Raw genomic sequence first — 25,555 nt, forward strand, 5'->3', positions numbered from 1 at the left:
AATTTTATGTGCCAGTTACCCTTGAGCTCAGATGCTGGTTAGCAACCGGCGGTGGTGAAAGTGATAGTTGAAATTGATGGTTATTTCGAGAATGCACTTGTTGTTGGCAAGAAATGTTCTATTGAGGAACTAATTCAATAGGTTAAAGTTACCAAAACCCATTGCACTAACATAGTTGGATTTTCAGATATCTTTTGTAGGCTTTTTAGCTTTGAGAGACTACCCTCAAAATATGAGGAGGGGGTAAGGTCAGATTACGTGATTGATATTGATACTGGCCATATTTATGTGCCGCGATATTAAGCTACGAGGAACGTTAGTTGAATGACAACAGCGGCAGTCTAAGACTTTATTTTTCAAGTCTTGGTCCGCCGCTATTTCTTTTAATGGATCAGTCTAAAACATATTTTTCAAAAGATGACGATTCTTCAATTCAAAAACCGCGTTAATATAGCGAAGCCGGTTCTGCTTGCTGAAATTTATTGTGCCGGTGTCCCGGCGGTTTCCTTGGCAAAAAAGTTCGGCAAATACTCCCTGTTGGCTTCCAGCATTTCGTCCAGCATGGCGATGGTCACTTCCACGGAAGGCACCAGCGGATGATGCGCCAGCGCCTGGATGGCCAGACTGCGGTCCCCGGTCACGGCGGCGTCAATCGCGAGCTGCTCATAGGTTTTGACGGCATGGATCAGGCCTTTGGCCATAGGCGGGATCTTGGTCAGCGGCAGCGGGAGCGGTCCGGTCTTGGTCACGACACAATTGACTTCTATGCTGGCATCCTCCGGCAGAAAATCAAGGATTCCGCGGTTCGCGACATTCAGCGTCTGGATATCGTTCGTGCCATTGTGCAGGGAACGCATCAGATTGACTGCGGCCTCGGAATAAAAAGCTCCCCCGCGCTGTTCCAGCTGCTTCGGCTTCTCGCTCAGCTCCGGGTTGCCGTAGATTTCGAACAGTTCTTCCTCTACGCGTTTGACGACCTCGGCGCGGTTGCCGCCTTGCTTGAAGGATTCCGTTTGCTCTGCGAGCATGGCATCGGTCATGTAGAAGTATTTCAGGTAGTAGGAGGGTAGAGCGCGTAAGGATTGCAGGAACTCGGGATTCCATTCCCGGGCCGGAACATTCTTTGCGCTGTAGCCTGCAGTATCCGCCAGCATCTCATCCAGTTTGTCTTCGCCCTCTACATCAATGCGGGTAATCCAATGCAGATGGTTCAGGCCGACGAATTCGGCATAGATCCGGTCAGGCGTAGCATTGTATTTGGCGGATACCTGCTTGATCAGTCCGATCGGGGCGTTGCACAGCCCTATACTTTTGACGTTCGAATACCGCAGTACGGCCTCGGTAACCATACCCGCCGGATTGGTGAAATTGAGCAGCCAGGCATTCGGGGCCAGCTCTTCGATATCCCGGCAGATATCCAGGATGACAGGGATCGTGCGCAGCGCCTTCAGCATTCCGCCCGGGCCGGTCGTTTCCTGACCGATCACACCGTATTTCAGCGGGATCGACTCATCACGGCCACGGGCATCCAGCATGCCGACCCGAATCTGGGTGCTGACGAAATCGGCGCCCTCAATCGCCTTGCGGCGGTCCGTGGTCAGGTGGACCTCGATCGGAAGTCCGGATTTTTCTACCATGCGCTTCGCGAGACTGCCGACAATATTCAGCTTGCGCAGGCCCGGCTCAATGTCTGCAAGCCATAGCTCGCGGACGGGAAGCTCTTTGTGATGAAGAATGAAGCCTTCGACAAGTTCGGGGGTATAGGAAGAGCCGCCGCCGATGACGGCGATTTTGAGACCTTGGTTAGCTGCCAAGATAAATCACTCCTGTCTGGTTGTGGTGGGAATTGCTTCGAAATCCTGAAACACACGCATTTTCTCATGAATCTCGTTAGTTACGATAAGGCCGTCTTCCTCCAGTGCCGACCATACGGCACCGACGACAGGCTCCGTGGTTAAGGTGACTACCGAAGCGTTCGGGGCCGCATGGTGAACCGCCTGCTCAATCGGGCCGCGGATCCAGCCCCGGTCGCCCCGGGTGAGCAGGCTTCCGGCCAGGACCACATCAAACACATCGGTTTCCATGCCCAGCCGATGGATGACGGCAGCAGCAGCTTTGCCCAGCTCCACGCCCTGGCGGTGCAGAATGGCCAGCGCGGCGGCATCGCCTTCAGCCGCTGCCGGGAACAGCAGGCGGGCGGCATCCAGCGGCACAGACTTCCCGTGATCGAGGAAGTCATTGAACATATCCTCCACCTGTGCATAGCCGAGCAGCTTCAGGAGCGGTTCTGTTAGCAGAGTGGGCGCCTCGCGCCCGTCCCAGGCCCGGAGCACGGTGCGGAATACTTCGATGTTCAGCGCTCCGCCGCCGCCGAAATCGCCGTACATGTAATCAAAGCCGCCGCATTGATAATGCCGGCCCTCGCGGCTGCGCCCGGCGGCGTTCGTGCCGGTGCCGCAGATCAGGGCAACCCCGTAGGGGCGGCTCGTGCCCGCCCGCAGGCCGATCATCGGGTCGCCGCTGATCGTATAATGCATAAATCCGATGCTGCGGATCATCGGATGGAGGATATCGTAATCGGTCTTGCGGTCAGCACCGGCAAGTCCCAGGTAAGCGTGTCTTATATCGCTGAGCTGAAGTCCGGCTTCCGCAAGCGCCGCGAAGGCCGCCGCGCTGATGCTGGCTGCGGCCCGGCGGGCTCCCGTCTGGTGGTTGCCGTTGCCGCTCCTGCCTTTGCCGAGCACATTGCCGTGCTCATCGCAGAGCAGGGCGTAGGTTTTGCTTCCTCCGCCATCGATGCCCATATAGTAAGCCAATGGTCGTCACTCCTAAAGTTTTGTAGTCCACGTTTCCTTAATATACTTCGCTAAACCCGCTTCCAAAGCACACGCTAAGTTTTGTTAGCATTCACATCCTGAATTACTTCTTGTGGAGCAAAGGTCTACCTGGACGAGGTAGATTCCCGCACAATCAGCTCAGGGTCGATCTTTACGTTGGCACCGCGCTTCATGGTCCCGCCTATGCGCTTCAGCAGCATATCGGCAGCGGCCATCCCTATCTTGTCCGCCGGCTGGCGCAGGGTCGTCAGATGCGGGCGAAGCTGCGAGGCGATGTAGTGATCGTCATAGCCGACGATGGATACCTCTTCCGGGATGCGGACACCGGCCTCCATCAGGGCATTGATCACCCCAAGGGCGATATTGTCATCGCCGGTAAATACGGCCGTGGGCAGTTTACCCTCGGCCAGCCAGCGTTTTGCCGTATTGTAGCCTTGGGCGATTTCGAAATCGCCATGAACAACTTCGAAGGGAGCCAGCCCTTGTTCCTCAAGCGCCTTCAGAAATCCCGTGCGCCGTTCCCGGGTACTGCGGAACATCTCCTGTCCGCAGAGATGGGCGATAGAGGTATGCCCCAGCTCCAGCAGGTGGCAGGCTGCGGCATACCCGCCTTTTACATTGTCAATGGTGATCGAATAGCTGTCATTCTCCGGCTGCTGGTTATCGATCAGCACATAGGGGATGCCCCGCCGTTTCAGCTCTACAATATAATTGTCCTCCTGCATCGGCGAGAGCAGAATTAGACCATCCACCCGGTCCTCCTGGATCAGGTAGTGGTTCTCGTCGGAATCGATGCCGGTAGAAATGGAAATGGCCAGAAAATATCCATGCAGCGCCAGCACCTCATTCAGCTCTTTGACCACCGCATCGAAAAAGGAGTCCTGCAGCGTAGTAACGATCAGGCCAATGATGCCGGTCTTGCCGCTGGCCAGGCTGCGGGCCGCCGCATTGGGGCGGTAATCCAGCTCTTTGATGGCCTCCAGCACCTTCTGGCGGTTTTTCTCGCGGACCGAACCTGCGCCGTTGATGACCCGGGATACCGTGACCACGGATAACCCGGATTTTTTGGCTACATCAAAAATACTTACTTTCATCTCAAACGCTCCTTACAGCGGATTTTCCGAATCTAACCTTACCTTCAGTATACAGGGCTTGCCGGATATCCGCTAAACGCAGGGACTTATCTTTTAATAATCTCGGTCACTTTCTTCTGGATCACCGGCATAACCTCTTCCAGTGTCTTATGCCCGGTTTCGACCGGCTGCAGCTCGTTGATGAACATGTCGTTGATCTGCGAGTAGTTGGTGATCAGATGGTTGTAGGATTCGAAGCCGTATTTAACCGCGCCCTCGTAGACCTTTTTCACATCCTGCGGATCAATGCCTTCAAAATGCTTATAATACGCTTCCGCGGCTTCGGTATTGACCGGCGGATTGCCGCCGCTCAGCTCGATGGACTTCTCCTGGACCTCGGTGGTTACCAGATATTTAATCCATTCAAACGCTTCCTTCGGATGCTTGGAGTCCTTCAGAATCATCAGCGGATCGACGAACAGCGTGCTGCGCACCTTGTCATTGCCTCCCCAGGGAACAGCGGCTACACCAATTTTGAATGGAAAATCATTCGCTCCCGCCAGGTTCCATGAGCCGCCGATGGACATGCCGATTTTACCTGCGACAAAGGGATCTCCGTTCTGACCGGCTACGCTTTTGCTCCACTCGGAGGTCGGTGAGACTTTATCCTTGAATATCAGATCGAACAGCTTGTGATAAGCTGCAATCACCTCGGGAGAGTCGAAATGAGTTTCGGAAGGCACGCCCCCGTTCGACCAGGTGTCTTCAGAATAAGGCTCAGCTCCAAAATAAAGCGGCCGCATATCGCGTTCGGCCCAGGTGAAGTCCACACCGTACTGGGTTTTGGCAATATCATCAGAGACCAGGGTCATTTTCTTAGCTTCTTCGACCATCTTGTCAAAGGTCCAGCTTTTGTCCTCGTAATCGCTTGGCGGGTAGGAGAGCTTCGCCGCATCGAACATGTCTTTGTTGTAGAGCATCAAGGTGACATACATGTTGACCGGAATGCCGTAGGTACGGTCCTTGACGGTATAGATTTTCATGAGGTTGTCAGGAATGTGGTAATCCTCCGGCTTGAACCCGTCTTCCTTAATCAGATCGGTCAAATCAAGCAGCATGTCTTTATTGTAATATTCGGCAAAACCGCCATATCCGTAATGGCTCGTGACATCCGGCGATTTGCCTCCGGCGATCAGTGTCTGCAGCTTGCTGTCAAACTGCTCGTAGGGCGCTTTTTCTACCTTGACCTGGATGTTCGGATGTTCCTTCTCAAAGTCGGGAATCAGCTTCTCAATAAACGTGCGGTCCTCGGAATCGATAGTGTAGTGTGTGATCGTTACTTGTTCCCCGGAGCCGCCGTTATTTGCTGCACCATTAGTTCCTTCAGCCACATTGCCCGCCGATTTGCCTCCGCTGCAGCCGGATAAGGCCGCCATTGCGGTAAGACCGGCTGCAAGCAGCAGGGCGGTTGTTTTTCGGTTACGGTTGTTCATCAGCTATTCCCTCCATGATTTCAAGTCGTATTGAACCGCCGGATTAGGGCGGTAATTACTTGATGCCGGTTAGTACAATGCCTTCAACGAATTGCTTCTGGGCAAGCGCGAACAAGGTAACGATAGGCAGCATCGCCAGCACGGAAGCAACCATCAGGAGATGCCAGGGCGGAATGCGGAACCGCGACGAGGTAAGGGAAGCCATGCCGACCGGCAGCGTGAACTTCTCCGACGAGCTTAAGTAGAGCACAGGCGTAAGCAGGTCATTCCAGCTGTAGATAAAAGCAAAAATCGCAACAGTTGCCAGTGCCGGGGCCGACAGCGGCAGGGCGATCTTCCACCACATCCGCAGCTCGCCGCAGCCGTCGATCCGCCCGGCATCGAACAATTCCTCGGGCAGGGTGGAGAAGAACTGCCGCAGCAGGAAAATGTTGTACGCCGAGCCGAAGAACGCGGGCACGATCAGCGGCAGGAAAGTATCAATCCAGTTCATGTGGGAGAAGAGCACGAACTGCGGAATCATAATCGCCGGATACGGCAGCATCATAGTGCTGAGCACCAGGACGAACAGGAACTGATTGCCTCTGCCTCTGAACCGGGCGAATCCGTAAGCGACCAGCCCCGAGGAGATCAGGGTACCGATGACCGTCAGCACGGCGATGATGAGGCTGTTCTTGTAGAGTGTGCCGAACTGCAACGTATCAAAGATATCCCGGTAGTTGCTCCACGCCCAGCTCTCAGGCAGAAAGGTCGGCGGAAACTTCAGCATCTCCTTCTTCGATTTCAGCGAAGTGGAGACCATGAAGAACAGCGGCAGCAGCATTAGAAAGGTGGTGATCAGCAGTGTGATGAAGCTGGCTGCCTTCACGGGATCGATTCTCCGGCGGTGTGCGGAAGCGGCAGGGCGGTGGTTGGCTGTTCGGACAATGCTCATCGGCGTCCGCCTCCTTCATAGTGCACATAACGGTTCGACAGCTTCATAATAATGGCCGTGAATATCATGACGACGATCAGCAGCACCCACGCCAGAGCAGAGGAGTAACCCGCCCGGTATTCCTTGAAGGCACTGGTGTAAAGATTGTAGACATAGAACCAGGTAGAGTAGTTCGGACCGCCTTGCGTCATGACGAAGGCCTGGGTGAACACCTGAAACGAATCAATCAGACCCATAATGAGCTGGAACAGCAGCACCGGCGAGATCATCGGCAGGGTGATATTCAGGAAAATCCTGAACCGCCCGGCTCCGTCAAGGTTGGCGGCTTCGATCAGGCTGGCGGGCACACCCTGCAGTCCGGCCAGGAAAAGGATCATGCCTGAACCGGCGGTCCAAAAGGACATGATGATCAAGGCATACAGCGCTGTGTCCGGGTTCATCAGCCAGGAAGGGCCATGGATGCCGAACCAGGAGAGCATGTAGTTGAAGAGGCCGATCTGCGGGTTGAAGATCCAGTACCAGAGGAGCGACATGGCTACCCCGGACACCATGCTCGGAAAATACATCGCCGTGCGGAAAAATCCGCGCAGCGGGATCGTCTGATGCAGCAGCAGGGCGAAGCCAAGACCCAGCAGCAGCTGTATCGGCACACTGAGGAGGGTGTACCTCAGGGTAACCGTGACCGATTTCCAGAACAGCTCGCCCTGGAACATCTCTGTGTAATTGGCGAGTCCGATGAACTTTGGCGGGTGAATGATGTCATAATCGGTGAAGCTGTAATACAGCGACGAAAGGATAGGATACAAGGCGAATACCAGAAAACCGACTAGCCACGGAGAGATGAACATATACATATAGAACGTCTGCCGCCTGCTCTCACTCTTAATCACTTACACACCAGCCCTTCATGTTATAAAGTATAAGCGCTTTAACTTTTATGATAAATAAACATTGTAATATGGAGTAAACAAGGGGATATAATTTATAATCAGATTTAAAAGTTTAATCGTTTAAACTTTGTAATCAACCTGATGAGAATATCATAGAGGATGGCCTGAAAATAATCAACCCCCAATTTAAATTATAAAGCGCTATCAGTAAAGAAATGTGACGTATTATAAAATTTATAGGTTAATTTTGGGTTTTTAAGGTGGAAATTTAATCTTTCGTGTTAGTTAATATTACATTTGATGGGCTGTGTGCTGTGTTTAATATGCTGTTGTAGGATGGAACGGGGAGTTGGGGAGTTACATGTATCTGCTTAGGCTGAAGCAGGGGGAAACAACGGGGAAATACCGTTGTTGGGTGCGCCGATGTTGGAGCAGGAAATGAGAGGTAAAAGTACCTCTGATTTGGTTACAAATGGGCTGCTGGATGAAATGAGAGGTAAAAGTACCTCTGATTCCGCCGTGAACGGTCTGCTGGAGGAAACAACGGCAGAAATGCCGTTGTTGGGTACGCCGAGGCCGAAGCAGGGGAAACAACGGCAGAAATGCCGTTGTTAGGAGCGCCGAGGCCGAAGCAGGAGGAAACAACGGCAGAAATGCCGTTGTTAGGAGCGTCGAGGCTGAAGCAGGAGAAAATAACGGCAAAAATGCCGTTGTTTCAGCACTGGAGCCTCCGGGTGCGCCGGATAGCTGCTTCAACGCGTTTCGCCCAGATTGAAGTTTGCTCAAAAGCTCTCCAGCAGCTTGGTCAGCTCATCCTTAAAGGCCGGCCGGTTGGGGTAAGCGGCCAGGAGTGAATGCGCGGCCAGCTCAGCAGTCGCGGAACCGGCGGCTTTGCGGAGCTTCCGGATGGTCCCGCAGACCTGCCGGTAGTGGTTGCGCGTAGAAGATTCAGCAGCTGACTGCTTGATATAAGACTGGAAAATGGCGACCACCTCCTGAAGGTGGTCGGCCAGAAGATGCGGATAATATGCTTCAATCTCCCTTGGATGCTTGTGCACATACTTCAGCAGCCGGTCGAATTCTTTCTCCTGTATCAAGAGCTTCGTATATACATTATCCCACGACCAGTCCTGCTCCAGTCTGTCCAATATCACGTTATAGATTGGCGGCCACTCCGCAGCCGGATATGCAGATTTAACGGCAGGATAGTAGGACAAATCTCCATCACATAGCAGCTCCATGCCGAGATCCCGCTGAGCCAGTGCATCCCCCGACAACTTATAGGCTTCATACCGCAGCTCCTTCCATTTCTTAACAAGCCCTGGCAAATGGTTCGCATTATCCAGCGCTTCCCCTTCTTCAGCTAAGCGAATCGCTTCATCATACCGGGCGGCGTCGAGCGCAAGACGGATAGCTTGCTCGCGGAAGGAGGAGTATTGCAGGTTGTTGTACAGATAATCCTGCAATTCTTCACCACTGTCCTGCTTATTTAGCTGTTCCAGACGGATTTCAGCCACGCCCGACGCGAAGTACTGACTGCTCCAGGAGCCTGAATCGGAGCTTTGACCTAACAGCTCAGCTTGTTCATCCCACAACGCTTGCAATTCCTCTGAAACGGCCAGCTCGTTAGCACATCGGAGCAAATCAAGCTGCCAGTCCGGCCATCCGTCAATCTCCGGATGCTGCGTCATGTCCAGCACCAGATGAAACAGCGTCTCTACAGTCTCTGGCGGCAACTGCTCTCCTAGCTGTGCAACCTCAAAGATACGATCCAGACTGTCCTCAATCATGCCGCCCACGGTGCCGTCCGAATCATCGGAGGCTTGAAGAAGTTCCAGCATTTCTTCAAGGATGCACAGGTTGATTCGCACCGCCTGGAGCGGATTATTTTCTTCAAAGACCTGAACTGCTTTGGCAGCGACCAGTTCGGCGCCCTGCAGAGCCTTGTCCACTTTTCCCCAGCCCACAAACCCATGCTTGTCCGCATACAGGTCAATATAAGAGCGGATCAAATCCCGATAGTCTCCAATTCCATCACTGTTCTGAGCATCGGATAAGTAGATCCGGATTATCTGCTCAGTCTGTTCCGAAGCCAGTGCCAGGGATAAGAGCAGGGAGACCAGCTCGCTTTTGTCCTTCATTTCCAGCATCTGCTGCAGACTTGCAGCCGGGGCTGATTCGAATCCGGCGGGGCTGGCATTTTCCTGCAAATGGTCCCTCAGATACATCAGCACTGCGGCCTGATGTTTGCAGATTGCATCCATATCATATGGACAACTGCATGAGGATGAAAGCACCTTATCCTGTTCTCCAAGCTGCACCAGCACTTCGTAAAGCTCGGTTCCGGCGACTCGTGCCCGGTAGAGACCGGGCTTCAGCTCACGTACGGACTCCACATACCCGGAGCGGAGGCAGTGCTCTCCTCTTGCCATAATCACACTGCTAATGTTTCTGTTCAGATCAGCCAGGTTCATGTACCGTTCACTCCTATTCAAGCGGGGTTTATAGATGCAGGGAAGAATACTTTTTGTCTAAAGTGCTGTAATCCAAGTTCTCTTCCGCCAGCCATTCTTGGGTGGCTTTCACTGCATGTTCCTCCTCAAAGGCGTTCCATTCATCCCAGAGATCAAGTTCATAGAGCACATCTTTAAAGCTCCGGAAAGGCTTGTATCCATTGAGTGCATCAACCAGCTTCCCCTCCGGGTCCGGTTCCGTTTGATATGCAAATGTTCGGAGGAATGACTCAAATATACGACAACAAGCTCGTCCATCAGCGTCATGATGAAACCACTTTCCCTCTGTGATGTTTATCCCAATTATATCAAAGTTAACGGCTCTTGGTTCACACCAAAAAAGCCGCCGGGAGCTCCCGGCAGCCTTGACTAAACTTGTCCCCTTATTTGCCAGTCCACTGATGGTCGCCCGACAGATATTTCTCGGTGAGCACGGACAGCAGTTGGATGCCCACTTCATTCTGCCCGCCTTCGGGGATAATCAGGTCGGCGTATTTCTTGGATGGCTCAATAAAAGCCTCATGCATCGGTTTGACCGTGGTTAAATACTGGGTATGAATGGAACGGATGGTCCGTCCGCGCTCTTCGATATCCCGCAGCACACGGCGGAGGATGCGCACATCCGGGTCCGTATCGACAAAAACCTTAATATTAAGCTGCTCGCGGAGCTGCTCGTCGGAGAGGACATGCAGCCCTTCCACGATGACGATGTTGTTCGGCAGCAGTTCAACGGTTTTGTCGGTAGAGCGGGCATGAATAGTGAAATCATACACCGGGGCATAGGCAGCCTGTCCGGCCTTGAGGCAATCCAAATGCTCGATCAGCAGCCCGTTGTCAAAAGCAAGCGGGTGATCATAATTGATCGCTCCGCGTTCTTCGAAGCTGAGGTACGAATGGTCTTTATAATAGTTATCCTGAGATATGAACGTCACTTTATCTGTTCCCAAACGGTCAATGACGGAGCGCGCTACCGTCGTTTTGCCGGAGCCGGTCCCGCCGGCGATACCAATAATGAGCATGGTGTTATAATAAACCTCCCTAAGCGATTGCCTTTGCAATTCCAATATTGTAGCACAGCGGTGCATTAATTTCATCTGAACAGCAGGGACAAAACGTGAACTTTCGAAAAAAAGAGGATTTGCGGCAGAAAATGATATAATTTTCTCAGATTGGTTAGACGCAGGCAGGTTGGGGAGGAGAAGTAGAGCATGGATATCAGCAAAACATTAAGGGATGAGAGTAAATCGTTATCGGCAGCTTTTAATGCCGCACCTGTGCAGCTGGCGGGCCACGGCAAACGGGAGGTCCGGGTGCTGAAGGAGGCTTTTGCCGGGGCCGGAGACCATGTGGCCAGTGATATGTACGGTGCAGGGGAAGTGATCGAGGAATTTCAGGCGGAGATGGCGGAGGTGCTGGGGAAGGAGGCGGCTGTGTTTTTTCCCAGCGGCACGATGGCGCAGCAGATTGCGCTTAGAATCTGGAGTGACCGCAAGGGTAGCAGACGCGTAGCGTACCATCCGCTGTGCCACTTGGAAATTCATGAGCAGGATGGGTTAAAAGAACTGCATCACCTGCAGCCGCTGCTGCTCGCGGATAAAGATCGTCTGATTACACTCGAAGATGTACAAAACATGGGTGCCGGGATCGCCTGCCTCCTGCTGGAGCTGCCCCAGCGCGAGATTGGCGGACAGCTGCCGGAATATGCGGAGCTTGAAGCGATATCCGCCTATTGCCGCGGGCAGGGTATTATGCTGCATCTGGACGGTGCGCGCTTGTTTGAAGCGCTGCCGTACTACGGCAAAACCGCCGCTGAAGTCTGCAGCCTGTTCGACAGCGTATATATTTCTTTTTATAAAGGCATTGGCGGAATCGCCGGGGCTGTTCTTGCAGGAAGCGCGGATTTTACCGGGGAATCGAAGATTTGGAAACGGCGGCATGGCGGCGACCTGATCAGCCTGTATCCATACATCATTCCTTCCAGGTACTATTACCAGCAGAGGGTGGATAAGATGGGGCAATATTATACGGACGCTAAGGAGCTTGCGGAGCGGTTCAACGCCTGCCATAAGGTTGTCACCCTGCCGGAAGTGCCGGTGTCGAATATGTTCCATGTGCATTTTGCCCTGCCCAGGGAGCAGGTCGAACCGGCTCTGATCACAGTCAGCGAAGAGACCGGTGTCGGATTTACCCCGCGTCTGAAGGAAACCGGCGAGTTTTCCTGTGCTTACGAATTGAACATTGGAGATTTGTACAGCAGCATTCCCAAGGCGAAGCTGGAAGCGGCATTCGGGCTGCTGGATCGACTGCTGAAGGAGGCGTGAGGATGGGGGCAAACAAGCGGTACGTTAGCTGTGCCGCTTGTTTATGGGGGAGAGTATTGCAGCTCGCCCTTCGTTTTTTTTGAGTACATATTTTGGATATCGCTTCTCTAAGTCCCACAAGGCAGACCTGTATTTACCATTCTTCTGGTTATCAGGTTCGATAACTTGCTTCAATACACTTTCCGTAAGGAATCTGAGGTCCGCAAGGTTCTTTCCTTGGGGATGTTCAGCTTTTTATCGACGAATGTTTCAATTACACCAAGTGGACGTATATACTATTTCAATATGATGGTAAAACAAAAGACACCTATTGTGAGGTGTCTTTTTACTTTATCCGATGGATATGGGTATTAATCTACCGGTTCAGCAATGCCCGGACAAACGACACGCGCAGGAGCTGCTTTTTCATCAGCTTGGTGCGGAACTGGCGCTTCAATTGGCTGTAAGCCTTAGGGCAGTGGTCGCTGGCCCAGCTGTACATGGACTTGAAGTCGGTGTGGCTTTTGGCGGAATTCATCAGGTAGTACGAAATGGTGTCATACACGTTGTGGTTGAACCATTCGTTCATTTCTGTCTTGCTGTAGCCGTAGCGTTCGATGGCCATGTTGCGGATCAGCCGCTTCTCCTCCAGATTCTCGATCAGGAAGGACTGGCTGAGGTTAAACGTAATATTGTTTCCATGAATCCGGTACACTCCGGCAAAGGTGTCGATAAACCCGGCATCCCCGATCAGCAGGGCGCGCAGGTAGATGGAGGCGTCATTGACCATGTTCATGTTCAGGATGTCCATTTTCATCAGCGTGTCTCTTTTGAAGATAGCCGTCAGGGTAGAAGCTGGTTTGGGATAGCCTTTTTGTTCAAAATTCTTGAAATAGGCCTCCTTTGGGATAATCCGGCTTAAGCGCAGGCTGGACGGTTTCAGCTGTTCCGTCTTGGAATACTCCAGGAACACATTCGCGGCCACAAAAGCGATCTCCGGGTGCTGCTGGTGAAAATAGACAGCTTTGCTGAAATAGCTGCGGTCAATCAGATAATCATCATCATCCAGGAAAAGCGTATACTCTCCGTCGCCATGGGCTTCAAGAGCCTTGCGCCGATTATGGCCCGGTCCCTGGTTAGTCTCGTTCTGCATGAAAATCACACGCGGATCATCGCCGAAACTCCGGCTCATGAGTTCTGCGGTGCCATCGCTGGAGCAGTCGTCAATCACCGTGATCTCTTTATGGGGGTAATCCTGCTGCAGGATGCTCTGAACGGCCTGGTGCAGGAATTCTTTTCTATTATAAGTAGTGATAATTACACTGACCTTGGGAAGGGTAGAAGGGTCGGCAGATGAAGGAAAAAGAATTTCCTGCTCTCCGCGGTCCGCTCTCAACCCGGCAAGACCCTTCATCAATTCAAGAATATTCACGGCCTGAATGTTGAATTGCCGGGACAAGTAATAATCCAGTGCGTCCTCCGATGCCCGCTGCGACAGGTAGGCCTCAATCACCCCGGCCAGATTTTCGAGGTTCTCCCTGACCCCGGCGCCGGCTTCGCTGCCAATGTTGTCCCTGCATCTCCGTATAAGCTCTTCGCTGGACAGCGCCCCGGCGGGCGGATGCTGTATATCTTCGTTGAGCTGGTTCAGCAGGCGGTATCCGGCCTGGTGCAGTTCCTCGCTGTGAGCCATAAATAGACCTCCTCAAAGTTTTATGGAGCTAAGCTCCCTTTTCGCTGAAAATTTCAATTCTGCAATCGTCCAGCTGTTTATTTAGAGTAATCTGTCTCCGCCTATGGATTGGATTAGTGGGATTTTCTACACTTAATTTCGCCGGAGCAGGGGGGCTGTAAATGCGAAGTGGAAAAAGTACACCTAAATCAGCGCAAATAGGCTAGTTTTGGCGATATGGCAGGAATTAAGGTTACTTTTTCCACTTAAATCTCAAAAAAGCGCTGAAAACGAAAAATTAAGTTCCCTTTTTCCACTTAACTGAGGATTAGGAGGATGGGGCGCAGGTGTCCCCACAACCAGCTATCCTACGTCTGGCTCGCTGTAACCTTGCTGCGCTTGAGCTTCAGCTTCGTTCTGAAGCGTTTGGCGTAGCCCCACGCGTAGAGGAAAACCTCGCGTTCCATCAGAGAGCCGACGATGTAGTAAATGGGCAGTATCACCAGGCCAAGCACTACGCCCCATAGAATGACGGCGGTATACGAAGTGATGCTGAGGTCGAGCTTGGTGGTGATAAAGACAATAGCCGCGAACACGGCGACATTGATCAGCCATCTGCGGAAGGTCACCCAGGGGCTGCGCTCCAGCAGTACACGGCTGGCGTAAACCACAATATCAATAGAGCGGTACAGCAGCGCCGCGATGGTCCCCATCAGCACACCGTAGATCCCGAAGAACAGGACGAAGATAATCGAAGCGCCCAGGTTGATGGCTGACTCCATAATCGAACGGAACTGGGTGTTCCGGAAATGTCCGGCAATCGTGATCAGATTGTTGGACGATGTGCGGGCATTGGTCAGGAGCTTGATGACTACGAACAGAATCGGCAGCCAGAAGTTAATATAGTCCACGTCGTTGACCCCGGCTGTATAGAGCCGCATGAACGGCAGAATGAGAATGTACACCACCGTCAGAATGGAGAAGATCAGGCCCATGAAGTAGACCTCATACGCATCGTAGAATTTGACAAAAGCCTCTTTGCCCTCATGATAGCTCTGACCCAGTGCCGCCTTGATGCTTCCGTTGACGGTCTGGACAATGTTGTCGACAATCGTGAAGATCATATTATACATGACGTAGATGCTGACCACCTTCAGGTTGGTGAAGATCGTCAGGATCAGCACATCGGTGTTGCGGAAGATCAGATAGGAAATCTCGTGCACCATGACCGAGTTTTTTTGTCCGATGGCTTCAAAGTCCGGTTTCCGGGTGAGATCAATCCATTTGTAATTCCGCTTTGCATAGATATGGAAGGCGACGATCTGCAGGACCGTCAGCACGAAGAAGGACGCCTGTACGGCAATAATGTCTACACCCTGCAGCAGCAGAATGATCCGCACCACGTTGTTTAGAATGTTCGCAATCGTAACGATAGAGGTTTCAATATAGCTTTTGCCCTCGGCGATCAGCAGAACCCTGAATTTCCCCTGGTAGTAATAATTGATTGCCCCGCCCAGGCCCGAGAATAGAATAATGGCCATAATGCTCAGCTTGTTGATCTCCGAATGGATCACCAGCGGGTAGATGACCGCCAGCAGAACGACCGAGATGAAATAGTAGATCCCGGTTTTTTTGTAGTAGCTGGAGGTGGCGGCGAGAATCGAATTGATATGATTGTAGTCATTTTTGGCCACCGGCTTATACAGGGCCTGCAGCGAAGCTGCGCCGACACCGGCTTCCAACAGGGCGAAGTAGCTGATGATCTGCACGATCGACGCGATCAGACCATTAGCCTCGGAGCCGTAATTGACCATGATCAGCCGGGGGATGAAGAAGCCGAGAATAATGGTGATGACCTGGCTCGTAAGTCCAAAGCCCAGGTTCAGCATACTGCGTTTAGCTTTCATAACTTCTTCTCCCTTCCACAAGCGGTGCCGGCGAGAGGTAGGCATCGAGCTGCTCAAAATGCTTCTCCGCCTGGTTCGCCTGCAGCGTCACATCCAGGCTGTTCAGAGCCATGCTCTCATACACCTGCTCGGGGGTCACCTCGTTCAGATGCGCGAAATCCGTATATTGCCCGTGAAAATGTGCATCCTGCATGACGTTGATCATTTTGCTGCTGTACGCTACCGGAAACACCGGCTTGCCGAACACCCAGCCGAGAATCATCGCATGGAAGCGGGAAGCAACAATGAAGCTTGCACCTGCCAATGCATCGAGAATCTCAGCGATATCCGTCTTATAAAAGTGGACCTGTGTCTCACGCTGCAGCCCTGCCGGAATGAGGCCGAGAATCTGCCCGATCGCTTCCTGGTCCCCTTCATGCTGGCAGAACGACAGAAAATGCACGGCATAGCCCTGCTGAATGAAATGGATTGCAACATCTTTCATTTTTTCATAATAGAGGTTGTCAAAACCGCTCAGGGCTTTGGAGGAAGGCTTGATCACCGAGATGGCGATATACTTCCCTTCCGGAGCTTTTCCTGCGGCCTGATCATACTGGAGCTGAAAAATAATGTCCGGGGCCATTCGGACGTTGCCCATATCCTTGAACAAATCATAGGAATACTGCTCTCTGAACGAGATGTCGGTATATTCCTTGAAGATCCGCCGGTGTTCCTCATAATAAGCCTTATCGGTAAAGGGGCCGAAGTTGGCGCCCATCAGATAATACGGTTTGCTTTTGTTGCGCAGGTTTTCGTTATTCGCCACGTATTCGGCCCATTGCTCCCCCTGCATAAAAATCGACCCGCCAATATGCACAGTGCCGTCTCCCTGATCCACCAGAAACTTCTGCATGAAATTCGGATGCAGCTTCAGCTTGCGGAAGAAATAGTTGATCCCCCGGAACAGCACGGAGTCGGAGGCATAGACCTTTAGATTGCCGAGATCCTTGAAGACCACTTTATACAGCCGCGGGGCAATCAGCAGGAACTGGGTATCGGGGTAGCGTTCGCACAGGACCTTGATAAACAGATCATCGCCGAGATTAAATTCAGTGTATGCGTAGATCATCATTTTTTTCTTCATATCTTAATTTCCTTTCTGCTGATCACGGCTTTGAGCTTCTGTTTGAACTGCAGCCAGCTGCGGTCCAGATGAATCAGCCTCCCGTACAGGGCCGGAGAAATTAAGAAGGCTTTGATCTGAAAGGCGAGCTGCCGGTCATCCCCCTGATAATTCCGCATGATCGCCAGCATTTCCTGATTCACACCGGGATAGGCGAGTTCGATATCATGAAGCAGCCTGCGGGTGCTGATGCCGCTCGTGCCGTTCAGGCAGGTCTTGAGATTGTAAAAGTAGTTCTCGGTCATTTCGCGGTTCAGCAAAAGATCCGATATCGTGTGAACCTCATGGAAGGGATGGGCGCTGAAATACTCAGCCACCCGTTTGAAGGCGGCGACGACATCGAATTTGTTCACATTGTACGTTCCCGTAATCGATGAGGTCCGCTGGAGATAATAGGACAGCACATCAGGGATGGAAATGACCCGGGAGGCCCTGGCTAACGCTTTGTAGATGAACTCCTGGTCCTCTCCGTTCACGCAGCGCTCGGTATATGAGATGCCGTTTTCCAGCAGGAAGGTGCGCTTGAAGGCAATGCTGCCGGTCCAGATCCGCAAGGTTTTATGCACAAAAATATTCTTCAGCGCTTCACTTCCCGTAGTATCGGAAGATGCTGAAGTGAAACTCACGATCGTTGATCCGTCCTCACGGACCAGATTATAGCCCCAGCAGAGAATGTCCGTCCTTCCGCCGGCAGTAGAGGACTCTACCCGCTGCACCAGACTGCTGTCCGCGTAATCATCACCGTCCAGAAACAGCACATAGTCGCCGCTAGCGGCGGCCAGCCCTGTATTTCTGGCGGCACTCACCCCGCCATTGGCCGTCCGGATCAGCTTCGCCTTCAGAATGGGGTGGCGCGCGAGCATCTCTTCCGCAACCTGGGCCGTACGGTCCCTGGAGCCGTCATCCACCAGAATCAGCTCGAACCGTTTCTCGCTCTGATTCAGGAGTGAATTCAGCAAGGGCTCGACATAATGTTCTAAATTGTACATGGGAACTACAATGCTTAGGCTCATGCGGCCACTCCCTTCCTGAAGTAGTGATCGGTTATCCCGCAGTCTGTCTGGAGAAGATTTCTTTCAGTCCTTTTTTGTAGCCTTTGATGGCCGCGACATTCTTTTTGGGCTGTTCCCGGAGGATGAGATAAAGTGTGGTCCAGACAAGAGCAAGATATCCGATAGGCCCTGATTTCTTGTCCTTCAGCAGATACACATGGTTCAGCACCCGGGTATAAGCCACGTCTTCAAGGTTGTCCCTGGAGGCCGGTGACTCGTGATGCAGAAGCTTCAGTTCGGGATTGATGTAGAGGGGGCCGGATTTTTGGGCGATGCGTGACATCAGAATGTCTTCGCCGACGCTGTAGCTTTTGAGCCAGGGCACGGGTCCCAGATCCTTAATGGCCTCCTTCTTGAACGACATGTTGCAGCCGTGCTGGAATTCGGTCTTGAAGATCTTCCTCGCCTTATGCCAATTGTACATGGAGCCTGCTTGGCCGCTTAGAGAGAGCTTGCCGCTCGATAGAGATTGCTGGAAGGACAGCAGACAGCGGATTGTGCCAAGGAAGCTGTTGCTCATCCCGATGGCAATACCGCCAACCCCTGCGCAGTTTGGATAGTCGAGGTAGGTTTGGATCAATGTGGACAGATAATGTCCGGGGATTTCAACGTCATCGTCAAGGAAGAGGATCTTATCCATCGTGGACAGTTCCACCGCCTTGATCCGTGACAGCCATAATCCCCGGTCCGTCTTGCTGTGATAAATAAAAGAATAACCGCATGCGGTCAATAACGTTTCGAATTCGCTTAGAATTTCTTTGGGTATGTCGCCGTCATCTATAATGATAACCTCGATGGGGGAGGTCCGGCCTATGTCCTGTTTGGTGATAGAATGAATGCACCGTGTCAGGTCCTGTACCCGATTCCTCGTGCAGATAACCACTGACAATCCTTGCATATACTCCACTCCCTTATCCATTTCTCCCATTCTATATTTGGTATGATAACCTGGGATTATAAGCTAACTTAAGCTTACTATTGGCAGAGAAAGGTTGTATATACTACTTTAGTTTACTTATTGGCAGCCACGGTTCGGCGGGTCAAAGGCCTGGATTTTGATGATTAAGTGGTTCTGGGACCAGGCGGAGGTTTTCTTTGAGTAATTAGTAATAGTTTTTTTTGATAATTAACATAAAATTCTATAAATTCGACATAAACTGCAGTGCGCAAAAATCCGATACAGTAAATATAGGCATTTTTTCATACAAATCCAGGGAGGGACGCAAAAGTCAAGGGTAAACAGGATGGACATCTTAGAAAAATGGGGCTGAATTTGTGAAATTCAAAAAGGGTTCAAGACATTTGATCGTGGCATTAATTTTGATCCTGATCGTTAGTAATTTTTACGGTATACCGTACATTGCGCAAGCACAGACATCAGGCCCATTCGATACAGTAATGGAGGACACGCTGGAGCCTGCCGGGCAATCGGTTTCAGTCATTAACAGTAACGGGATTGGCATTACCGAAGTAGATAATACCAACGGACAATGGCAGTACAGCGCAGGAGGGAACTTCTGGTTGTCCATTGTGGCACCGGATCCCGGCAAGATTGCAGTGTTCGGCAGGGATGTGATGATCCGTTTTGTACCAAAGAAGGATTGGAACGGAACCGCACAAATCCGGTATCGGGGATGGCTTTCTTCAGGGGAGTACAGCAGTAATTATGTAAATGTAAATGCTGAATATGCCGGAGATGCCGCAAGTTATAGTGAATCGGAACAAGCTGCGCAGATTGAAGTTACACCGGTTAATGATAAACCTTATATTTCTGAGCTTAGCGGCAGCACCTATCTTGATTTTGATGGCAAAGGATATGTTACCATTCCGGATTTGAATATATACTCCAATTCCCTTACCATCGAAACTTGGGTAAATGCCAGCAGTGCTCCAACGTGGGCCCGTATTTTTGATACCTCGTACGGCCCTGATAATTTTAATCTTCATCTTACATTTGAAGGAACCTCAGGAAGAATAGCGCTTGAAGCCTTGCCGCAAAAGGGTCCCAGAGTGAAGTCATATCTGGTGAGAACCTCGGAGCAGCTGCCGTTGAACCAATGGGTACACGTAGCCGCTGTTTATAATGCTGTGGAGAAAAAGGCCTATATCTATTGGAACGGGATTTTGAAAGGCAGCGGCTTTATGGATCTCACAGATATGGCCAAAGGCAGCTCCGCGAATTTCAATATGCCGAGACCCTACAATTTTATTGGTGAGAGCACATGGTCCCAGGATGCCAATTATGTTGGCGGCATGAGAGATTACCGTATCTGGAATAAGGCAAAGACCCAGGCGGAGATTGAGAGCCAGATGAACACAAGTCTTACTGGCACCGAAACTAATCTGATGGTCAACTATAAGTTCAATAATCCTGACGATGGGGCTGTAGCCAAGGACTCCTCCGCGGGCCAAAGAAACGGAAATATCATCAGCGGCAAATGGCTGTCCGGGACAGGTTTTAACTCCAACGTGGTGACACCCGTGAACACACCTGTATCCAAGCCGTTTAAGGTGACGGATGTTGATGCCGGCGACGTGCTGACGCTTAGTGCAACCTCATCGAATACGTCGCTTTTGCCGAACGCCAACATCACATTTTCAGGTGAAGGCCCGGAAAGAAGCATTAATCTGACCCCGGCGGCAAATATGACAGGCACCTCCACCATCAAAGTCACCGTAAGTGATGGAATGACTTCGAGTACCAGCAGCTTTTTGCTGAGTGTAGTGGCCGGTAAATTTGATCTGAAATTCATTGCGCCTGCTGTAGGGGTAATGGCCCCTGCCTTTAGCAGAGGGATTGTCTATAATAAAGTGCATGTTCCCAACAAAAGCGGAAACAATCCGAACAACAGCATCAATATTAATGTAGGGGCGGTGAATCCCGCTGATGTGAATGTGATGGCCTACGCCGACAATGGCTCTGGGATAACCGTATCGGGAACCTACCCGGCGTTTACGGTCAGCGGCCTGCCAGTGGGTGTATATAAGGCGGTAAAGATAAAAGTAGCCGATAAATATTCAACCAACTCCAAGGAATATGTGCTGGATGTGATCCGCTATCCGGAGAATGATGCCAATCTGGCTGCGTCAAATGGGCTTTCCGTATTTAGCTCAGACACCGGACAAGCCATAGCCCTGTCTCCAGGCTACAGCAGCAATACAGGCAATTATACTGCCACCATCGAGAACAATGTAAGCTCGATAAAAGTGGATGTTATCAAGTCCAGTATGTTTGCGGCAGCAACACTAAACGGAACAGGCATCGGCTCGGCCGAATCCGCCGCAGCTACAGGGAATGTCAGCCTGGCCTATGGAAAAAATGTAATTTCGGTAGTGGTTACTGCAGAAGACGGAAAGACGGCAAAAACCTATACTATTACGGTTGTAAGGAAGCTGTCTGGTGATGCCAGTCTGACTAATCTGACCGCTTCGCCGGATGGGCTGTCGCCAGTCTTTGACACCAATCAGCCGGATTATACGATGGCTGTGGCCAACGCTGTAACGGCTGCGGAATTTACTCCGACAGCCGCTGAAGGTGCAAGCATTAAGGTGAATGGTGTGGATCACCCTAGCGGCACTCCTTTCTCCATAACCAATCTTGCAGCAGGCAATAACAAGTATCTGATTGAGGTAACGGCACAGGATGGAGTGACCAAGAAGTCTTACAGTCTGTTCATTCTGCGTGCACCTTCGGATGTGGCCGATCTTTCGGGCTTGACTGTCTCATCAGGGACATTGTCGCCTGTGTTTAATAACGATGCTACCGGGTATTCGGTTGAGGTTCCGAATGAGGTTTCGTCCCTGGAAATCACTCCGAAGCTGCTTGATGCTGCGGCAAGCCTGTCTGTAGACGGGAATGTGCATATCGATGATACAGCCTACACCAAAAACCTGAATGTCGGCATGAACACAGTTATGATCGTTGTTGTCTCGCAGAGTGGCGTACGTGAGAAAACAACCCTTGTAAATATTATCAGAAAAGCTTCATCCAATGCGGACCTGTCCAGCCTGGTTCTTTCAGACGGCCAGCTCGACCCTGCTTATGACAAGAACCAGACCCGGTATGCCGTTACTGTGGACAACCAAGTGTCTGAGCTTGCGGTAACTCCAACACCCGAGGACGTTCATGCAACAGTTAGTCTGAACGGCAACGTGACACCTAACGCTCAGCCAAGATGGGTCGATCTGCAGGTAGGGGTTAACGAGTTCAATGTTCTTGTCCAAGCGGAAGATGGTGTAACTGCGAAGAATTACGTACTGACGATTGTCCGCAAGGCATCTTCCGATGCGGATTTAATCAATATCACCTTGTCCGGCAAGCCGCTGTCCGGCGGATTTGACCGCACAACTTCGACCTATTTCGAATATGTCGCCAATAATATTGACAGCATGGCTGTTACGGCGGCTACAAGTGACGAACAGGCCACTTATACAATCAACGGAGTCCAGTCCGCAGGCGGTGTGCCGGTTCCTTTGGCTGTAGGTGAAAATGTAGTTACAATAGCCGTTACGGCCGCTGACAAAGTAACTATCAAGGAATATACGGTAACCATCGTTCGCGCGGCTTCGTCCAATGCGAATTTGCTTGAGCTCACGATGACTGATTTATCGGATAATGCGATCTCCCTTACGCCTGTTATGGGTACTCTCAGTTACAATGGCACTGTGGAGGATTCGGTTTCAGCAGCTAAGCTGAATGCGGTTGTTGACGATGCAAATGCAAGCACCTCCGTATCAGTGAATGGAGTTTGGATCGAAGATCTGAATGCTGTGCCTTTGACTACAGGATTAAATGTGATTGAAGTCAATGTCACGGCCCAAGATGGAAGCATGAAGGTATACACCATTAATCTCGTGCGAAATCCAAGCACAGATGCTGCGCTTTTAGAGATGAGAATTACCCCTGGCGAACTAACACCGGGTTTCCAGCCAGGGATCAGTGATTATTCGGTCAATGTGGACAATAGTGTAAGCAGCATGGATTTTTCAATTGTGACGAATCATGAGGCGGCAACCTATGTCCTGAAAAAGAATGGAGCCTCCACTGGTGTCACTGGAAACACTGTGGCCCTGGATGAGGGAACAAATCAAATTACAGTACAGGTTACGGCTGCTGATGCGAGCACCCAAATGACCTATACAGTTACTGTGAATCGTGCCATTCTGCCGAAGGATTCCTCTCTTAAGGATTTGACCGTCAGCTCTGTGACTGGAACGGAGATCCTGGACCCCGGGTTTTCAGCGGGAATCTTCAAGTATTCCTTGTCCGTACCTTATGGAGTGGATCAGGTAGAACTGGATGCGCTAAAAGGAGACATAAATGCGCGGTTAACTGTAAATGGTGTCACAGTAGATAACCCGATGCTTGTCAAATTAGCAGAAGGGCTAAATACTGTAAACTTAAAGGTTACAGCTCAGGATGGTAAGACAGAAAGTGTATATGAGGTGGAAATCACCCGGAAATCACGCTCTTCCAATGCTGATTTGAACAATATCAGCGTCAATGCCGGAGCTTTGGACCCCGCCTTTGATCCAGCTGTTTCCGAGTATACGGTAGAGGTAGAAAATGACGTGGATTCTATCGCCCTGAACCCGGTAGTGGCTGATACAAAAGCGGGAAGCCAAATCATTGGCAGAGACGGAGCCGCTCTGAACCATCTGGTTGAAGGGGATAATGTATTTGATATTTTGGTCACTGCGGAGGACGGGACGGTAAAGATCTACACGGTTAAGGTTATTAAGGCCAAGCCTACAGCTACACCAACACCGACGGTAACGCCAACGGCAACACCAACACCAACACCAACACCGACCGTGACGCCAACAGCAACACCGTCAACAGAACCATCGGCAACGCCGACGGCAGAACCATCGGCAACGCCGTCGACAGATCCATCGGCAACACCGACGGCAGGACCATCGGCAACGCCAACGGTGGAACCAACAGAAACACCAGTACCAACGGCAGAACCGACGGAAACACCAGTACCAACGGCAGAACCGACGGAAACACCGGCACCCACACCAGTTACACCGGCTACACCGGCACCGACGGTAAAACCAACAGAGAAACCAACGGAGAAACCAACAGAGAAGCCAACGGAGAAACCAACAGAGAAGCCAACGGAGAAACCAACAGAGAAGCCAACGGAGAAGCCAACGGAGAAGCCAACAGAAACACCAACGGCAACGCCAACAGAAACACCAGCCACACCGGCACCGGCCACACCGGACCCTGTCACACCAACTGCGACAGCGTTGACCGAGCGAATTACTGTGAAGGTGGAATCCGGACAGTTGGGTCTAGGCTCTGTATTGGCGGAGACGGTCATTCAACGCACTAAGGATTCAGGCGGGATTCTGCATGATGTGGTCAACTTCACAACGGACCGGGTGGATGAGGTTGTCCGGAAAATCACCGGAGCCTTGGATAATACGGCCCGGATCATGATCCCGGACGAGAAGGATCAGGTTGCGGATATTAATGTGAATGTTCCAAAAGATGCGATTAAGACACTCGGTGATTCTAATGTGAACCTGGAGATTTTCACAGATAACGTAAGAATTCTTATAGCACAGTCATCATTGGATACTTTCACAGAAGACCTATTCTTCCATGTTGTGCCAATTAAAGACCAGTCGCTGCGCAAAGAGGTCGAAGACCGGGCCAGAATTGAGCGGATTGTCAGAGAAATAGCAGCAGACAAACAAATTGATGTTGTGGCCCGTCCGATGACTATTGAAACCAATATGCAGAGCAGACCGGTTACAATTACGCTTCCTTTGCGTGACGTGCAGCTGCCGGCCACTCTCCCGGAGAGAGAAGACTTCCTGTCCAATCTGGTGATCTTTATCGAGCATAGTGATGGTGATAAAGAGCTGAAGAAGGCGAAAATTGTTGATTACAAGCCGGGCGAACTTGGCCTGCAATTCAATGTAGACAAATTCAGTACATTCACCATTCTGAACATGGAAGGCTGGGAGCAGTATTTGGCGGCAACAGAGGCAGCACAGCTGCTGCAGCAGAACCAGAACCATCACAAAGCCTTCATTACCGGCTATTCAGATGGAACCTTCAAGCCGAACCATTCGATTACCCGTGCGGAAATGGCTGCAATACTGGCAAGAAACCTCGGCTATGATGCATCCGCAGTGCCGGCTGTCTCCTCCTATCCGGATGTGAGGGACAGACACTGGGCGAAAGGCGCCATTGAATTTGTCAAAGAGGCGGGCTTGATGCAGGGCAACGAAAAAGGCCGGTTCCTGCCGGATGCCCCAATCAGCCGCGGTGAGATGGCCGCCATTGCATCAAGATATAAGAAGTTGGACATTACAGCTGCAACATCCGGCGGCGGATTCAAGGATACGGCTGGCCACTGGGCTGCCAAAGACATTGAAGCTGCAAGCAAGGCGGGTATTATTAACGGATATGAGGATGGTACGTACCGTCCAGGCGGTAACCTGACACGTGCTGAGGCCGTAAAGGTTGTCAATCGTCTATTCGGACGCGGACCATTATACGGTGCCGCAACCCCAAGCTGGCCTGACGTACCGGCGGCAAATTGGGCTTATAATGAAATTGAGGAAGCTTCCATTGACCACACGTTCACAGTGAGGAACGAAGGTGGAGAAACGCTTAGCCAATAAGATTATATGAAGACAAAGAAGGCCGCAGCCCCTGACAGGTGACTGACGGCCTTCTTTGTCTTATTCACAGGTTGG

17 protein-coding genes are annotated in these 25,555 nt (G+C 51.4%); 3 read left to right on the top strand and 14 right to left on the bottom strand.

Going from position 1 to position 25,555, the window contains the following annotated elements; all coding sequences use genetic code 11:
* Positions 1 to 479 precede the first annotated feature (479 nt).
* The 6 genes from JI735_RS10105 to JI735_RS10130 all read right to left on the bottom strand — a co-directional run bounded on the left by JI735_RS10105 (position 480) and on the right by JI735_RS10130 (position 7,191).
* On the bottom strand, positions 480 to 1,814 hold the full coding sequence (locus tag JI735_RS10105; RefSeq protein ID WP_039832410.1) for a 6-phospho-beta-glucosidase: 1,335 nt from the start codon (positions 1,812 to 1,814) through the stop codon (positions 480 to 482).
* 6 nt (positions 1,815 to 1,820) lie between these two features.
* On the bottom strand, positions 1,821 to 2,816 hold the full coding sequence (locus JI735_RS10110) for an N-acetylglucosamine kinase (RefSeq protein ID WP_202677343.1): 996 nt from the start codon (positions 2,814 to 2,816) through the stop codon (positions 1,821 to 1,823).
* A 125-nt stretch (positions 2,817 to 2,941) separates the two neighbouring features.
* Positions 2,942 to 3,931, bottom strand: coding sequence for a LacI family DNA-binding transcriptional regulator (locus JI735_RS10115; RefSeq protein ID WP_039838756.1), 990 nt, complete (start codon positions 3,929 to 3,931; stop codon positions 2,942 to 2,944).
* An 86-nt stretch (positions 3,932 to 4,017) separates the two neighbouring features.
* A complete protein-coding gene (locus tag JI735_RS10120) occupies positions 4,018 to 5,403 on the bottom strand; it encodes an ABC transporter substrate-binding protein (RefSeq protein ID WP_202677344.1) in 1,386 nt (461 codons plus the stop codon).
* A gap of 55 nt (positions 5,404 to 5,458) precedes the next feature.
* Positions 5,459 to 6,337, bottom strand: a complete 879-nt coding sequence (locus JI735_RS10125) for a carbohydrate ABC transporter permease (protein WP_039838752.1) — start codon at positions 6,335 to 6,337, stop codon at positions 5,459 to 5,461.
* Complete coding sequence (locus JI735_RS10130; protein WP_051052252.1) at positions 6,334 to 7,191, bottom strand: carbohydrate ABC transporter permease; 858 nt, start codon at positions 7,189 to 7,191, stop codon at positions 6,334 to 6,336. Before JI735_RS10130 ends, JI735_RS10125 begins: the two co-directional genes overlap by 4 nt.
* Positions 7,192 to 7,665: 474 nt before the next feature.
* Between JI735_RS10130 and JI735_RS35510 the strand changes: the two genes are divergently transcribed.
* Positions 7,666 to 7,842 (top strand): hypothetical protein, encoded by a 177-nt coding sequence (locus JI735_RS35510; protein ID WP_233476330.1) that lies wholly within the window; start codon positions 7,666 to 7,668, stop codon positions 7,840 to 7,842.
* A gap of 167 nt (positions 7,843 to 8,009) precedes the next feature.
* Here the strand turns inward: JI735_RS35510 and JI735_RS10135 are convergent, their stop codons facing one another.
* From JI735_RS10135 to udk, 3 genes are read right to left on the bottom strand one after another with little or no spacing between them, the layout of a single operon-like run.
* On the bottom strand, positions 8,010 to 9,701 hold the full coding sequence (locus JI735_RS10135) for an SWIM zinc finger family protein (protein ID WP_039838750.1): 1,692 nt from the start codon (positions 9,699 to 9,701) through the stop codon (positions 8,010 to 8,012).
* 28 nt (positions 9,702 to 9,729) lie between these two features.
* Positions 9,730 to 10,200 carry a UPF0158 family protein gene (locus JI735_RS10140; protein WP_083886933.1) on the bottom strand — a complete coding sequence of 157 codons (471 nt, stop codon included), beginning with the start codon at positions 10,198 to 10,200 and terminating at the stop codon, positions 9,730 to 9,732.
* Positions 10,124 to 10,759 carry a uridine kinase gene (udk, locus tag JI735_RS10145; RefSeq protein WP_020426511.1) on the bottom strand — a complete coding sequence of 212 codons (636 nt, stop codon included), beginning with the start codon at positions 10,757 to 10,759 and terminating at the stop codon, positions 10,124 to 10,126. Before udk ends, JI735_RS10140 begins: the two co-directional genes overlap by 77 nt.
* 189 nt (positions 10,760 to 10,948) lie before the next feature.
* Here udk and JI735_RS10150 point away from each other — a divergent pair, with 189 nt between their 5' ends.
* Positions 10,949 to 12,061, top strand: coding sequence for a threonine aldolase family protein (locus JI735_RS10150; protein ID WP_039838749.1), 1,113 nt, complete (start codon positions 10,949 to 10,951; stop codon positions 12,059 to 12,061).
* 355 nt (positions 12,062 to 12,416) lie between these two features.
* On the opposite strand, the gene JI735_RS10155 is transcribed toward JI735_RS10150, so the two are convergent.
* The 5 genes from JI735_RS10155 to JI735_RS10175 all read right to left on the bottom strand — a co-directional run bounded on the left by JI735_RS10155 (position 12,417) and on the right by JI735_RS10175 (position 18,731).
* Entirely contained in the window at positions 12,417 to 13,733 is a 1,317-nt protein-coding gene (locus JI735_RS10155) for a glycosyltransferase family 2 protein (RefSeq protein ID WP_051052251.1), read from the bottom strand.
* Positions 13,734 to 14,080: 347 nt separating this feature from the next.
* Positions 14,081 to 15,619, bottom strand: coding sequence for a lipopolysaccharide biosynthesis protein (locus JI735_RS10160; protein ID WP_039838748.1), 1,539 nt, complete (start codon positions 15,617 to 15,619; stop codon positions 14,081 to 14,083).
* Positions 15,609 to 16,742 carry a polysaccharide pyruvyl transferase family protein gene (locus JI735_RS10165; RefSeq protein ID WP_039838747.1) on the bottom strand — a complete coding sequence of 378 codons (1,134 nt, stop codon included), beginning with the start codon at positions 16,740 to 16,742 and terminating at the stop codon, positions 15,609 to 15,611. The genes JI735_RS10160 and JI735_RS10165 overlap by 11 nt, the downstream gene beginning before the upstream one ends.
* Positions 16,739 to 17,794 carry a glycosyltransferase family 2 protein gene (locus JI735_RS10170; protein WP_233476331.1) on the bottom strand — a complete coding sequence of 352 codons (1,056 nt, stop codon included), beginning with the start codon at positions 17,792 to 17,794 and terminating at the stop codon, positions 16,739 to 16,741. The genes JI735_RS10165 and JI735_RS10170 overlap by 4 nt, the downstream gene beginning before the upstream one ends.
* A gap of 31 nt (positions 17,795 to 17,825) precedes the next feature.
* Entirely contained in the window at positions 17,826 to 18,731 is a 906-nt protein-coding gene (locus JI735_RS10175; protein ID WP_039785882.1) for a glycosyltransferase family A protein, read from the bottom strand.
* 377 nt (positions 18,732 to 19,108) lie between these two features.
* On the opposite strand from JI735_RS10175, the gene JI735_RS10180 reads away from it, so the two are divergent.
* Positions 19,109 to 25,480, top strand: coding sequence for a cadherin-like beta sandwich domain-containing protein (locus JI735_RS10180; protein WP_202677346.1), 6,372 nt, complete (start codon positions 19,109 to 19,111; stop codon positions 25,478 to 25,480).
* Positions 25,481 to 25,555: the final 75 nt, after the last annotated feature.

Origin of the sequence: Paenibacillus sonchi, from assembly GCF_016772475.1 — a bacterium.
In the GTDB taxonomy this organism is placed as follows: domain Bacteria; phylum Bacillota; class Bacilli; order Paenibacillales; family Paenibacillaceae; genus Paenibacillus_AQ; species Paenibacillus_AQ sonchi.